Origin of the sequence: Thermococcus thermotolerans, assembly GCF_024707485.1 — an archaeon.
Lineage (GTDB): Archaea > Methanobacteriota_B > Thermococci > Thermococcales > Thermococcaceae > Thermococcus > Thermococcus thermotolerans.
Genome location: NZ_CP102602.1, coordinates 92,917 through 105,391, shown reverse-complemented (window position 1 = coordinate 105,391; position 12,475 = coordinate 92,917). Strand labels below are relative to the sequence as shown.

At 54.9% G+C, this 12,475-nt stretch carries 17 protein-coding genes; 2 read left to right on the top strand and 15 right to left on the bottom strand.

Annotation, left to right across the window (positions count from 1 at the left end; all coding sequences use genetic code 11):
* Window positions 1-30 precede the first annotated feature (30 nt).
* Window positions 31-501, top strand: a complete 471-nt coding sequence (locus NUS69_RS00675) for a hypothetical protein (RefSeq protein ID WP_258083977.1) — start codon at window positions 31-33, stop codon at window positions 499-501.
* Here the strand turns inward: NUS69_RS00675 and NUS69_RS00670 are convergent.
* The 8 genes from NUS69_RS00670 to NUS69_RS00635 all read right to left on the bottom strand — a co-directional run bounded on the left by NUS69_RS00670 (window position 450) and on the right by NUS69_RS00635 (window position 7,990).
* Window positions 450-1,109 (bottom strand): segregation and condensation protein A, encoded by a 660-nt coding sequence (locus NUS69_RS00670; protein ID WP_258083976.1) that lies wholly within the window; start codon window positions 1,107-1,109, stop codon window positions 450-452. The two genes, NUS69_RS00675 and NUS69_RS00670, sit on opposite strands and share 52 nt — an antisense overlap.
* Before the next feature lie 5 nt (window positions 1,110-1,114).
* Window positions 1,115-1,534: a nucleotidyltransferase domain-containing protein gene (locus tag NUS69_RS00665; RefSeq protein ID WP_258083975.1), complete on the bottom strand. Its 420-nt coding sequence runs from the start codon at window positions 1,532-1,534 to the stop codon at window positions 1,115-1,117.
* Complete coding sequence (locus tag NUS69_RS00660) at window positions 1,521-1,925, bottom strand: HEPN domain-containing protein (RefSeq protein WP_258083974.1); 405 nt, start codon at window positions 1,923-1,925, stop codon at window positions 1,521-1,523. Before NUS69_RS00660 ends, NUS69_RS00665 begins: the two co-directional genes overlap by 14 nt.
* A 5-nt stretch (window positions 1,926-1,930) precedes the next feature.
* On the bottom strand, window positions 1,931-5,497 hold the full coding sequence (gene smc / locus NUS69_RS00655) for a chromosome segregation protein SMC (protein WP_258083973.1): 3,567 nt from the start codon (window positions 5,495-5,497) through the stop codon (window positions 1,931-1,933).
* 58 nt (window positions 5,498-5,555) lie between these two features.
* Complete coding sequence (locus tag NUS69_RS00650; RefSeq protein WP_258083972.1) at window positions 5,556-5,981, bottom strand: DUF835 domain-containing protein; 426 nt, start codon at window positions 5,979-5,981, stop codon at window positions 5,556-5,558.
* 172 nt (window positions 5,982-6,153) lie between these two features.
* Window positions 6,154-6,555, bottom strand: a complete 402-nt coding sequence (gene mce, locus NUS69_RS00645; protein WP_258083971.1) for a methylmalonyl-CoA epimerase — start codon at window positions 6,553-6,555, stop codon at window positions 6,154-6,156.
* Entirely contained in the window at window positions 6,552-7,511 is a 960-nt protein-coding gene (gene meaB / locus NUS69_RS00640) for a methylmalonyl Co-A mutase-associated GTPase MeaB (RefSeq protein ID WP_258084853.1), read from the bottom strand. Before meaB ends, mce begins: the two co-directional genes overlap by 4 nt.
* A 47-nt stretch (window positions 7,512-7,558) precedes the next feature.
* Complete coding sequence (locus tag NUS69_RS00635) at window positions 7,559-7,990, bottom strand: cobalamin B12-binding domain-containing protein (protein ID WP_258084852.1); 432 nt, start codon at window positions 7,988-7,990, stop codon at window positions 7,559-7,561.
* A 121-nt stretch (window positions 7,991-8,111) separates the two neighbouring features.
* Here NUS69_RS00635 and NUS69_RS00630 point away from each other — a divergent pair, with 121 nt between their 5' ends.
* Window positions 8,112-8,768, top strand: coding sequence for a PHP domain-containing protein (locus NUS69_RS00630; RefSeq protein WP_258083970.1), 657 nt, complete (start codon window positions 8,112-8,114; stop codon window positions 8,766-8,768).
* Between the two features lie 34 nt (window positions 8,769-8,802).
* Here the strand turns inward: NUS69_RS00630 and NUS69_RS00625 are convergent, their stop codons facing one another.
* The 7 genes from NUS69_RS00625 to NUS69_RS00595 all read right to left on the bottom strand — a co-directional run bounded on the left by NUS69_RS00625 (window position 8,803) and on the right by NUS69_RS00595 (window position 12,417).
* A complete protein-coding gene (locus NUS69_RS00625) occupies window positions 8,803-9,357 on the bottom strand; it encodes a Maf-like protein (RefSeq protein ID WP_258083969.1) in 555 nt (184 codons plus the stop codon).
* Between the two features lie 104 nt (window positions 9,358-9,461).
* Complete coding sequence (locus NUS69_RS00620; RefSeq protein WP_258083968.1) at window positions 9,462-9,668, bottom strand: hypothetical protein; 207 nt, start codon at window positions 9,666-9,668, stop codon at window positions 9,462-9,464.
* Window positions 9,637-9,885 carry a hypothetical protein gene (locus tag NUS69_RS00615; RefSeq protein WP_258083967.1) on the bottom strand — a complete coding sequence of 83 codons (249 nt, stop codon included), beginning with the start codon at window positions 9,883-9,885 and terminating at the stop codon, window positions 9,637-9,639. Before NUS69_RS00615 ends, NUS69_RS00620 begins: the two co-directional genes overlap by 32 nt.
* A 1-nt stretch (window position 9,886) precedes the next feature.
* Entirely contained in the window at window positions 9,887-10,045 is a 159-nt protein-coding gene (locus NUS69_RS00610) for a hypothetical protein (protein ID WP_258083966.1), read from the bottom strand.
* 57 nt (window positions 10,046-10,102) lie between these two features.
* Complete coding sequence (locus NUS69_RS00605) at window positions 10,103-10,336, bottom strand: hypothetical protein (protein ID WP_258083965.1); 234 nt, start codon at window positions 10,334-10,336, stop codon at window positions 10,103-10,105.
* Window positions 10,326-10,562, bottom strand: coding sequence for a hypothetical protein (locus NUS69_RS00600; protein ID WP_258083964.1), 237 nt, complete (start codon window positions 10,560-10,562; stop codon window positions 10,326-10,328). Before NUS69_RS00600 ends, NUS69_RS00605 begins: the two co-directional genes overlap by 11 nt.
* A 46-nt stretch (window positions 10,563-10,608) precedes the next feature.
* Entirely contained in the window at window positions 10,609-12,417 is a 1,809-nt protein-coding gene (locus tag NUS69_RS00595; RefSeq protein WP_258083963.1) for a PINc/VapC family ATPase, read from the bottom strand.
* Window positions 12,418-12,475 lie beyond the last annotated feature (58 nt).

Below are 12,475 nucleotides of genomic sequence, written 5' to 3'. Positions count from 1 at the left end.
AGTTTATAAATTCTCGGACGAAGTTAGGGTATGCTCCTCACGAGGCACGCCCGGGAGAGGCTCGTCAAAAGGCTGGCGAAAAAGAAAAGACTTGAGCGGGTGTATTCTGCACTGTGGGGCTTCCTCGATCGCTCGCAGAGAATTGACGTGAACGAGAGGGTGGTAATCTTCACGGACGGGAGGAGGAGCCTAATCTGTGCCAAGCTCGAATGCGAGATGCTGTCCATTGAGGAAATCAGAGAGAGGGTCTCCGGGATTTCGCAGGCCTACGACTGCGTCTTCTTCGATGGGAGAATGGTCAGGCATACAGTCCCCCGGAAATTCGTTGAAGGCCTTCCGAACGGAAGGTACTGCTTCTACATGAACCGGGAAAAGAAGAGCCTCTACATAGGGAGCGAAGAACCCCTGCTGGTCATAACGATAAGACCGGCAAAGAGGGAGGAAAGAAATCAAGCCTCCTCAACCGGAACTACAAATATCTCACCAAACGGCTCCTCCTGAATGAGGTCAACCTTGCCCATGTTGGAGAGGAACAGCAGGTAGAGAAAGGTTCTGGCCACTATCTTCGGCGTTGGGTCGAAGACTAGGTCCCAGAAGTTTATCGGCTCCCTAGTTTCCCGGTACATGTTCACGACTATCTCGTGGAGCCTGTAGACGTGCTTCTCGATGTCAACGCGGAAGTCGTCGACGACGAAGACCTCCTCCTCTATCTCGACCTTCTTCCTCTTCCGCGGCTTCCTCTTCTCGGCCTCCTCAAGGGCGTCCATGAGGGCATCCAGGAGGTCGTCGAAGGTGTAGTAGCGCTCGACCCTCCTGAGCGGAGGGGCCAAGGGTTCAACTTCCACCCGTATGCGCTCTTCGTGGTGCTCCTCCTCTTCCTCCTCGTCGGCGTGGAGCAGGGCCTCGCTCTTCATCCTGACGAGGATTGACGCCGCTAGGATGGCCCTCGCCGAGACGCGGAGGTCGAGCTCCTTCATCTCCCTCAGCCGTTCGATGTACTTCTCGGTCAGGTCAACGATGTCTATGTTCCACGGATCGACCTTGCCCATGGTGACGAGCTGGAGGAGAATGTCAACGGGCGTTATCTCCTCCTCACGGCGCGATTCCATCGGTTTCACCTCTCAATTCTAATCCAGCCCCTCTCAAAACGGCGGAATTTCTTCTTGGCCATCTTGAACATCGCCATAATCTCTCTTAGATAATCTTCATCGGCGTAGAGAACCTTCCCATCCGCCAGAGCGTCCATTATGAGTGGGTGTCCCTTGAGGAGCATCCTCTTAACTTCTTCTGGAGTGTATGCTTTGGCATCTATAGGCGCGTGGGTTCTGTCGAGCTCGTAGAGAAGCTTTAAGCGTTCGTTTGGGTTTTTGGGGAGGTTTTCTGATATCACGAGTATATCCACGTCACTGCCAAGCCCGAAGGTTCCCCTTGCCAGTGAACCGTAAAGCAATACTAATTTAGGCCGGAGTGCACCTTTGAGGGCTTCCACGTACTTCTTAACGTCTCCCTCGTAGGGCAGTTCACTTGACCTCATCGGCCACCCTCCTGACGAAGGCGATGACCTCGCGTGCAGAATTGATGGCCTCAAGGGCATCCTTTTCCCCGTAGTACTCGTAGGGAGCACCTTCTATGTATGCGTCCGGGTATCGTGGGGGGATATAATGCCTGTCCAGCATCCTGGCATTGTCAAAAAGCTCCTCTGGAACCTCGATCTCTTTGGATAGTATGTCGAGCAGTCTCTTTATTGAATGGCCGTAAGCCATGACCCCAAGCCCAAAGAGCAAAGCTTTGACGGCGTACTCCGCAGCCTGCTGGGCCTTAAAGCATGCCCATGAATAAAATTTGGAATTCATGTCATTCTCAGCACTTCTGAGGGTATATTCAGCCTGAGACAACCACCGCTCGAACTCTTCCCTATCAAACATTAGGTTCACCCGCTCAGATGTCCGAACATCTCCGCGTGCTCGGCCTCGCTTCTCTTCCTTGCCTCTTCAAGTATCTTCATTGCCTTCTCAAGGCTGAGCGCAACGACGCGCGAGACGCCGTTCCTCATGCTGACGCCGATTATCTTGTCCGCGTTGGCCATCATGACGTCCCTCAGGGTTATCACGATGAACTGGCTGTTCTGGGAGGCCTCCTTGATGAGGTCAGCAACGCGCTTGACGTTGGCATCGTCGAGGTGGGCATCTATCTCGTCGAAGAGGTAGAACGGCGCCGGCTTGTAGCGCTGTATCGCGAAGACAAAGGCGAGGGCAGTTAAAGCCTTCTCACCGCCGCTCATGGCCTCGATGCGCTTAACGTCCTTTCCGGCAGGCTTGGCCTCTATCTCAAGACCGCCCGCGAAGGGGTCGTCCGGGTTCTCAAGGATGAGCCTGGCACTCCCTCCGGGTGAGAGCTTCGCGAAGAGCTCCGAGAAGTTCCTGGCTATCTCGCTGAGGGTCTGCATGAAGACGTTCCTCTTCTGGCCTTCTATCTCCTCGATGAATTCCTCTATGCTCTCCTTCTCGGCGACGACCTGCTCGCGCTTGCTCTTCAGCTCAAGGTATCTCCTCTCAACGACCTCGAAGTCCTCTATGGCCTTCATGTTGACGGGCTCAAGGGAGCGTATCTCCTCCTCCATCTTCTCTATCTGCTCCCGCAAAGCTTCAAGCTCCAGCGGGACTTCCTTGATGCTCCTTATGAGCTTGGTATCGTGGTGCTTCAGCTCGCCCTGCTTCTCCTTCAGCGTCGCCTCGTACTGGGCGAGCTTTATCTTGAGGGTGTTGGCCTCAATGCGCAGCTCCTGAAGCTTGGAGTTGAGCTCGTCCTTCTCCGAGCGGAGGCTTATTATCTCGTTCTTGACCTTCTCGCGCCTCTCGCGGAGCTCCTTGAGCTCGTCCTTGACGCTTTCCTCGGCTTTCCTGAGCTCCTCAAGTTCCTTCTCGAACTCCTTTATCGCGTTCTCGTTCTCGGCGATGTTGGCCTTGAGGGCGTTTATCCTGTTCACGAGCCCCTCTATCTCCTCCTCAAGGTCGGCCTTCCTCGGGAGGAGCTCCTCGTTTATCCTTATCTCAAGGTTCTCAAGCTTGCTCTCGACCTTGCTCAGCTCCTCCCTGAGCTTGCTTATCTCGTGCTCCACTTCCCTGATCTTCTGGTTCAGCTCCCTAGCCTCGGGGTTCTCAAGGGCCCTCTTGAGCCTCTCCTTCTTCTTTTCAAGCCGCTCTATCCTTCCGCGGAGCTTTGCCATATCGCCCTTAGTTCCGTGAATCCTCTTCTCAAGAACCTCGATGAGCCTCTCGCTCTCCTCTATGCCCTCCTTAAGGGCCCTGTCCTCGGCGAGGAGGCGCTCCATCTCCCTCTGGACGACCTGCAGATCCTTGCTCAGGTCGCTCTTCCTCATGCGGAGCTCAAAGAGCTCGTTCTGGAGACTCTTAACCTCGATCTTGAGCGCGTTAATTGAGGATTCCAAGGCCTCTTTCTCGCGTTCGAGCCTCTCGACCCTCTTCCGTACCTCGTCGACGTTCACCCCGAGTTTGCCCCTGGGCCTGTAGTGACCGCCGGTTATCGCCCCGCTCCTCTCAAGGAGCTCACCGCCCAGGGTCACCATGCGAACCTTTCCGATTCCTACCGCTCTTGCCTCATCCAGGTCGCTCACGATGAGCGTATCTCCCAAGGCATACGCCACCGCATTTTTGAAGCGCGGGTCGTACTGGACAACGTCCATCGCGGGGATTCCGAGCGAAGGCTTCTCGCGCATAGAACGGGGCTTTATCTTGTTGAGCGGGAGGAAGGTCAGCCTTCCGAGCTTTTTCTCCTTGAGGAGCCTGATTGCCTTCTCGGCGACCTTATCGTCTTCCACCACAACGTTGTCGTAGTTCCCGCCGAGGGCGACCTCTATCGCAAGGGCATAGTCCTTGTCCGCAACGCTTATCAGCTCTCCAAGCGAGCCGTAGAGGCCGGGAATGTTCTGGTTCTTGAGGAACTCTATGGCCCTGTTGCCCCTCACCTCACGCTGGGCCTCGGCCTTGATGAGCTCTTCCCTGGCCTTGGAAAGCTCTCCTTCGACCTTCCTGAGAGCCTTGGTCTTTTCTTCAAGCTCCTTTTCTGCCTTCCTAAGCCTCGCCTCGGCCTTAGCCATCTTCCCCTCTATCTCTCCGAGCTCGGAGCGCTTGGTCTCAAGGGATTTCTTTGCCTCCTCGATTTTGGACTTGAGTGCCGTTCTCCTGGCGCTGTCCTGTGCAATCCTGGCCTTAAGGCGCTCTATCTCCTCCTCGAACTTTCTGATATCGCTCTCCTTCATGTAGAGCTCCTTCTTGGCCTCCTCAAGTTCGTCAACGACCTTGTCGAAGTCCTGCTTGGCTATCGCAAAGTCCCTGTCTATCTCTCCGAGCTTGATGACCAGCTCGTTTTTGACAACCTCTTTCTCCTTTATCTCCGCCTTGAGCTTCTCGCGCCTCTTAGTCCAGCGCTGAATGGCGTTCCTGCTCTTCTCTATCTCCTCGGATACCTTCTTCAGCTCCTCCTTGGTCTTGGCGAGCCTGTGCTGGCTGTCCTCTATCTCCTTCTGGGCCAGTTCGATGTTCTTCCTCGCCATCTCGATCTTCGACTGAACCTCGCTGATCTTCCTGGTAACCTCAAGAATGCCATCCTCGCTCTTCTCCTCAAGCTCCTTCTCAATTGCGTTCAGCTCCTTCTCCTTGGCGACTATCTCCTTGGCTATGTCCTTGAGGCGCTCCTCTATGGCGGCTATCTCCGCCTCTATCTCCTTGTCACGGAGATTGTTCTCCTCAATCAGGGACTTCAGCTTCCTTATCTCACCAAGGAGGAGCGTAACCTTCGCCTTCTCGACACGGTCTTTGAGGTCGAGGTAGCGAAGGGCGTCGTTGCGCTCCTTTTCGAGCTTGTCGAGCTGGGATTTGACTTCCCTGATGAGCAGGTCAACGCGGGCGAGGTTTTCCTCGGCCTGCTTCAGCTCCTTCAGGGCCTTCTCCTTCTTTGCGTCGTACTCCGCTATTCCGGAGATTTCGTCTATGAGCATCCTCCTCTCGGTGGGGCTCATCTTGATGAACTTGGTGATGTCACCCTGGAGAACGAGGTTGTATCCTTCAGGCGAAATCATGGCCGCACTGAGGACATCGAGTATGTCGCTCCTGCTGGTTCTCTTGCCGTTGAGCCAGTACGTGCTCCTCCCGTCGGGATAAACGCGGCGCTTTATCACGACCTCGTCCTCATCGATTGGAAAGCCCCGATCCTCATTGTTGAAGTACATCGCCACCTCGGCGTACTTTGCCGGTGCCTCTGTTTTTGTGCCCGCGAAGATCAAATCGCTTATCCTGGTCGCACGCATGGCTTTGGCAGACAGTCCACCGAGAACGAAGAGAACGGCGTCACCAATGTTGCTCTTTCCAGAACCGTTGGCACCCACGATCGCTGTAAACCCCTTAGAAAGCGGGACGACTACCTTCCGGTTACCGTAGGATTTGAAGCCTTTCATTTCAATCTTCTCGATGTACGGCATGCCCTACACCTAAATTGGAGAATGATGGGATAGGTTATATAACTTTACCTGAGGTGGCTTACTCGACTATTCTCCGCAGGATGTTGAGCACCTTGGTGTCTATGCCATCACTCACGGTAACGTAGAAGTCAGAGTTCCTCATGACGGCCATGTCCCGTATCTTGCTAACGAAGCGGAGCGTGGGTTCAACGCCGTTCTCTATCATCAGGTATTCAACCGCATCCAGAACAACGTCAGATTTTTTGTTCCCCAAGCGATCCCAAACAATCTGCTCAATCACGTGAAGCCTGGACGGATGGACTGCCTTTGGATGGGAGACTTTAGTAATCCACACCTGGTAAACGTTGGGCGCTTTGACCTCAAAGGGCGGTCTTCTGGTTATTAAAATCTTCCCCCGCTGGGGATTTTTGGCGAGGACATCGTCGAGACGGCGATAATCAATAACCCGTGAGCCTCTCCTCCGGGGCCGCCCCCTAAACATCATACGTCATCACTTCGCACACATTACTTGATCAACAGGGTCATGACATTACAGCCGCAGTAAGTTTGTTAATGTTCTTATAAACGTTACTGTGTGCGACCAAATGCACTGATACCCGGACCATTGAGTTAAAGAGAAAATGGGACTATGCACCCAAAATAGAGATTTTCAGACATTATCCTTCCCTTTCGCAGAGTTCGAGAAGCACACCCGTTACCGCCTTCGGGTGGACGAAGGCTATCCTCGCACCCCCGGCACCGGTGCGGGGCTTCTCATCGATGAGTCTGTACCCCTCAGCCTTGAGCTTCTCAAGGTGCTCCTCAATGTTATCGACGCCGAGGGCTATGTGGTGTATGCCCTCGCCGCGCTTGGCTATGAACTTGGCTATCGGCGAATCCTCGGAGGTTCCTTCAAGGAGCTCTATCCTGCTCTCGCCGACGTGGATTATCGCGGTTCTAACCTTCTGGTCGGGCACCTCTTCAATCTCCTCGACCTTTAGGCCGAGGCCCTCCCAGACCTTGATGGCCTCGTCGAGGTTCTTAACGGCTATACCAACGTGGTCTATCTTCTTTATCATACCTTCACCCCCAGGGCTTTTTCAAGTACAAGATCCGCGGCAGAGTAAGGGTCGACCTCCCTCCTCACGACCTTTTCTATTAGAGCCGCCACCTCCTTATCATCAAGCCTCTCGCTTATGGCCTTGGCTATTCTGCCCGAAACTATCGTTTTGACCTCTTCCTCAGCACGGAACTTTCTCTTCCGCTCTATCTCGCCGCTACGCTCAAGGAACTCGTGGTGTTCCTTTATGGCCGCCCAGAGCTCCCGGATTCCCTTCATCGTTGTCGCCACGGTCTCGACTATAGGCGGCCTCCAGCCGCGCTTCTCCCAGCGCTCCTTCTCAAGGTCGAGCATAAGGTTGAGCTCGAAGTAGGTCGCATCCGCTCCTTCCTTGTCGGCCTTGTTGATGACAAACACGTCCGCTATCTCCATAAGGCCGGCCTTTATCGCCTGCACATCATCTCCCAAACCGGGCACGGTTACGAGAACCACGGTATCGGCCGTCTTGACGATGTCAATCTCAATCTGGCCGACGCCGACGGTCTCAACGAAGATGACGTCACAGCCGTAGGCATCGAGAACCTTTATGGCATCGTTGGTGGCCTTGGCGAGTCCACCGAGGGAACCCCTGGTTGCCATGCTCCTGATGAAAACTCCCGGGTCCGTCGAGTGCCTCTGCATCCTTATTCTGTCGCCGAGAAGGGCACCGCCGGTGAAGGGCGAGGTGGGGTCTATGGCTATGACGCCTACGACTTTCCCCTCCTCCCTGGCAACCCTGATGAGCTTGTCGAGAAGGGTCGATTTTCCGGCCCCTGGCGGGCCGGTTATGCCGACGATGTATGCGTTCCCCGTATGGGGATGTATTTTCCGTATTATCTCCCTCGCCTTCTCCTCATCGTTCTCGACGAGGGTTATGAGCCTCGCCGTCGCGCGCCTGTCCCCCTGGAGCATGCGTTCTATAAGGTCGTCTATCATCGTCACCACTCGGACAAATTATCCAGGAAGAAATTATAAAGGTTGGGCTACCCCGACCTGAACTTCTTTAGCCTCGGGACGTTCTCATCGATGAAGCTTATTATGTCGCCAATCGGACTTCCCGGGCCGAAGACCTTGGCAACACCGGTCTTCTCAAGCTGCTCGGCGTCGTCGGGGGGTATTATTCCACCGGCAATAACGAGAACGTCCTCGTTGGGCTTTATACCCCTTTCCTCAAGGAGCCTCAGAATCTTGGGAATCAGAACCATGTGCGCGCCGGAGAGGATGCTTATTCCAAGGACATCAACGTCCTCTTGGATGACGCTCTCCACTATCTGCTCCGGAGTCTGCCTTATGCCCGTGTATATGACCTCAAAACCAGCGTCACGCAAAGCCCTCGCAACGACCTTGGCTCCCCTGTCGTGACCGTCAAGTCCCGGCTTTGCAACGAGAACCCTAACCTTGGAGCGCTCGACCATTTTCACCACCGGGTGGGTTTTGTTTCAGCGACTATTTAAAGGTTGTCAAAACTCAAGGTTGGGCTTTACTTTGGATATTTTGTCCAGAAGGCTTTTTAATGCCCCTTCCCGAATTCACAGCATGCTCGAATTCCCACATGACGCACACACCCACACCGTCTACTCGGACGGCATCGGGGGGATAACCGAGAACATAGCGGCCGCCGAAGAGAAGGGACTTAGACTGCTCGGCATAACTGACCACAGCCACTACCTCTCGGAGAGAACCCTTGGCAGGTACGTTAGGGAGATAAAGCGATGGGGAGGGGAGGCAGATATCACGGTGCTGGCAGGGATTGAGGGCAACATAACATCCGGAGGCGTCGATCTCCCGGACGTCATGGCGAAAAAGCTCGACTACGTGATAGCCAGCGTCCACGAGTGGCTGGAGAGCCCGAGCCAGTACATCGAGCTTGTGAAGCTGGCCCTTCTCGATGAGAACGTGACGGTCATAGGGCACTTTGGTGCAAACTTTCCCCACATAGGATATCCGGCACTGGAGGAGCTGGAGGAGATTCTCGATCTGGCAGAGGCCAACGGAAAGGCCTTTGAGATAAGCTCCCGCTACCGTGTTCCCGACATTGACTTCATAAGGGAGTGCATAAAGCGCGGCGTAAAGCTGGTCTTCGCGAGCGATGCCCATTACCCTCCCGCCGTCGGGCGCGTCTCCTGGAGCGAGAAGGTTTTCAAGAAGGCGGGAGGCACGAAGGAAGACCTGCTGTTCGGGGAGTTTTTGTAAGTTTGCCTTAAATCCGCTGGAGTCCCGTTGAAACTCATAAAACCTCAAATCCAAGTTGCCTCAGCTTCCAGACTATCTCCAGAGGGAAGCCGACGACGTTGTAGTAGTCACCCCTGATCCACTCGACGAAGAGACCGGCCTTTCCCTGTATGCCATAAGCTCCTGCCTTGTCCATCGGCTCGCCGGTTCTGACGTATGCCCAGATCATCTCATCGTCCAGCTCCCGGAACTTAACCTCCGTGATGACGACTCCCGCGATTTCCGTGCCTTTATGGATTATACAGTAGCCAGTCGTGACCCTGTGAACCCTCCCGCTTAGGAGCCTGAGCATTCTGAAGGCGTCTTCCTCATCTTTGGGCTTTCCAAGGATTTTCCCATCTACGCTGACCACGGTATCGGCGCCGATGACGGTTCCGCCCACTCGGTTGTAAACCTCCCACGCTTTCCGTCTGGCCAGCTCCAGGGCGTACTCGGTCGGGTCTCTCAGGTCGCACTCCTCGCTGGCCCTGCTTGGAATAACCTCGAACTTATCCAGGAAGCGGGCGAGTATCTCCCGTCTCCTCGGTGAGGCAGAGGCCAGAACCAGCATGGTCTCTCCTCCTGAAAAGGGTTAAAAAATCTTGCGAGAACCTAACCCGGCGATGAAGACAATTTCGCTAGCTGACGTGTGATGAGTACCCTCGCAGCTGAGCCTTACCCTGCACTCCCAAGAATCTTCCGAACCTTCTTCCTGAAACTCGCCCACAGGAGATACAGGAACGCCACAGCCCAGAAAACGCTCCCAATGACCAGTGCCAGAGGGCTGGGTTCCAAGAATATGCCGTAGGCGTAGAGGAGGAGGGCAACTCCAGCAGTGCCCCAGAAAATCTTATCCTTCCACATCCCTCTCATCTTTCTCATCTCCCCCTGACTCACCTAGGATGAATTCCAGTTCGAGGATTCTGTCCTCCAGGCGCTCCAGCTCCACCCAGATGGCGAGGAGCAGGAAGGCCAGAACAATGAAGGCAATGCCGAGATAAAAGCCCACCGAGCCCCTGCTCTCGGGCTGAGCCCACAGGAGCATGGAGATGGACACGAGCAGTGCAAAGAGCACGACGAGGTCCCTCACGAGCTTCATCTTACTCCACCGTCCTGAGTTCTTTCCTGAGGGCCTTTACCTCATGGCGGAGCATCCATATCTCCGATCTCAGACCATCGATTTCATTCGCTATTCCAATAACCGTCCAGCCGACCAGGGCAAAGAGCAGGGCCGTTACAAGGGCAGACAGCCACCCCACTGGATGCACTAAAGTGATATTGAGAGGACGATTATCGCGAATCCTTTGGTGGAGACGTCAGCCATCCGCGGTGCCCCCGGGGGTTTTGAGGGACTCTATCTCCTCTCTGAGGGATTCGAGCTTCTCGTTGAACTCCCTCCTCATCTCGCCCATCTTCCAGACGACGAGACCCATCACAAGGAGTACCGGCCCAAGGATCAATCCGGCTTCCCCTGCTGTGAGCAGTATTACTAGGCCCACGCCCGTCAGTATCGCACCAACGGCCTCAAGGATGTCATACTCACTCCCCATCTTTCGCGTTCCCCCCTTCGTCCCGGAGTGCCTTTAGCTCCTCTTTAATGCTTCTGACCTCACTGCTGAGCTCCCACATCTTTACTATGAGAACGACGAGCAGAGCCAGGGGCAGGAGACCAAGGAAGAGCACCATCAGGCTTGGACCCCTTGGGATAAAGGGCATGAATATCAGGAGTATGAAAAATATCGCCCCGAGGATTGCCAGTACGTCGGCGGCTCCCACTTCTTACCACCATAAAAAAGAAGAAAGCAAACTATAAAAAGTTTTCTCAGGCGGTCGCCCAGATGGGTATCCCCGCCTCGATGAGCCTCTTGAGCTCCTTGCCTATGGGTGTGCTCTTGCTCACCTTGACGAGACCCTTCTTGCTGGGCGTTGCGGTGAAGACGTACTGCTCGCCGCCGTAGAACTTGAGGGGCCTCTTTGCGTAGTCCGGGGAAACGCGGAGGACAATCGTTTTCTTCTTCTCCTCGACCTCAACGGATATCCTCTCCTTCGGCTTTGCCGCCTCTCTTTCGGTGAAGCTCTTGACGTCGATGCTTATGCCTATCCTCTTCTCCAGCTCGGTGATGCGCTTGCCCTTCTTGCCGATTATCGCCGGGATGTCGAACTCGTCAGCGTAGATTATCGCCTTGTGCGGGCTGACTATCTCCACCTCAGTGTAGACATCGGGCAGGAACTTCTTTATCTCCTGCTTGAGCCTCTTCTCCGCGAGTTTAAGGGCTGGAGCTTTCTCCTCCCTCTTGACGGGCACGACGCTTATCTCCTCGCCGTAGGTGTATATCTCGTACTCAAGCTCACCGGTCTCAAAGTCCCTGACCTCTATCACCGGCCTCGCTAAATCCTCCTCCCTCATGCCGCTCGGCACCTTAACGAGGTACTCCAGCGTCAGGACCTTGGCGACCCTTCCGGCCTTGATGAAGATGACGGTATCGACTATCTGCGGTATCATTCCGAGCTCCACCCTTCCGATGAAGCGCTGAACTGCATCTATCGGCTTCGTTGCGTGCACAACTCCTACCATACCCACTCCCGCCAGGCGAAGGTCAGCGTATATCTTGAAGTCGCTCGTCTTCCTCATCTCGTCGAATATCGTGTAGTCCGGCCTCACCAAGAGGAGTATGTCGCCGGTCTTCTCCATCCTGCCGCTCAGAGCTGTGTACTGGGTTATCTCTTCACCGACCTGAAGGTCGCGGGGCTTCTCCATTGTCTTAACTATCCTGCCCATGCCGGCGTACCACTCGGCAAGGGCCTGGGCGAAGGTCGTCTTTCCTTCACCCGGCGCTCCAGCGATGAGTATCCCCTCCGCCTTCTCCCTGAGGCGCTCCATGAGCTTCTCGCTCAGCTCATAGTCCTCGATGCTGAGCTTCTTGACCGGCCTGACTGCGGTTATCTCTATCCTGTCAGCGAAGGGCGGTTTGGCTATAACTATACGGTAGTTCCTGAGCTGAACGACAGTCGCTCCTGGCTCGTCGAGCTCTATGAAGCTCTCTGGATCGCGCTTTGCCCTCTCAACTATGTCGTCCGCTATCTCCTCCAGCTCCTCGTCCGTGAGGATTTCGTCCCTGACCGGGACGAGCCTCCACTCTCCAGGTCTTCCCTTCTTTGCGAGGGGCCTCAGCCCGGCCTTCAGGTGGACGCTCATCGTAGTCTCGTCGAAGAAGTCCTCCAGGCGGTGCCTGACCTCCTTTCTGGCGGTTAAATATATCACGTCTATCCCCTTTGCTATCGCGATGTCCCTCTGCACCTGGTCGCCGGTTATCAGGGTGGCGCCCAGCTCTCTGGCTATCTCCCTAACCATGTTGTCTATCTCCCCGGACTTGGCCCTCTTTATCTGCCAGAGTTCGGGCCTTTCTCCGTGGAACTCCAGTATAATCCTGCCCTCGTTGGCCATCTCTCTAAGCTTCTTGAGCTCCTCAAGTCCGACATGGCCTATCGCCTTTCCCTCGTTGGCCTGGTGCTCTATCTCGGCTATGACCGCCTCAGGTATGATGACCTTAACGTCACCATCGATACCCGCGAGGAACTGTGTAAGCCTACCGTCAACGATTACGCTCGTATCGGCAACAAACGTCCTCATTTCTCTCACCTCAGAAGATTCAAACTCTCCGTTCTTCACAATACTTCAAAGGGGTGCT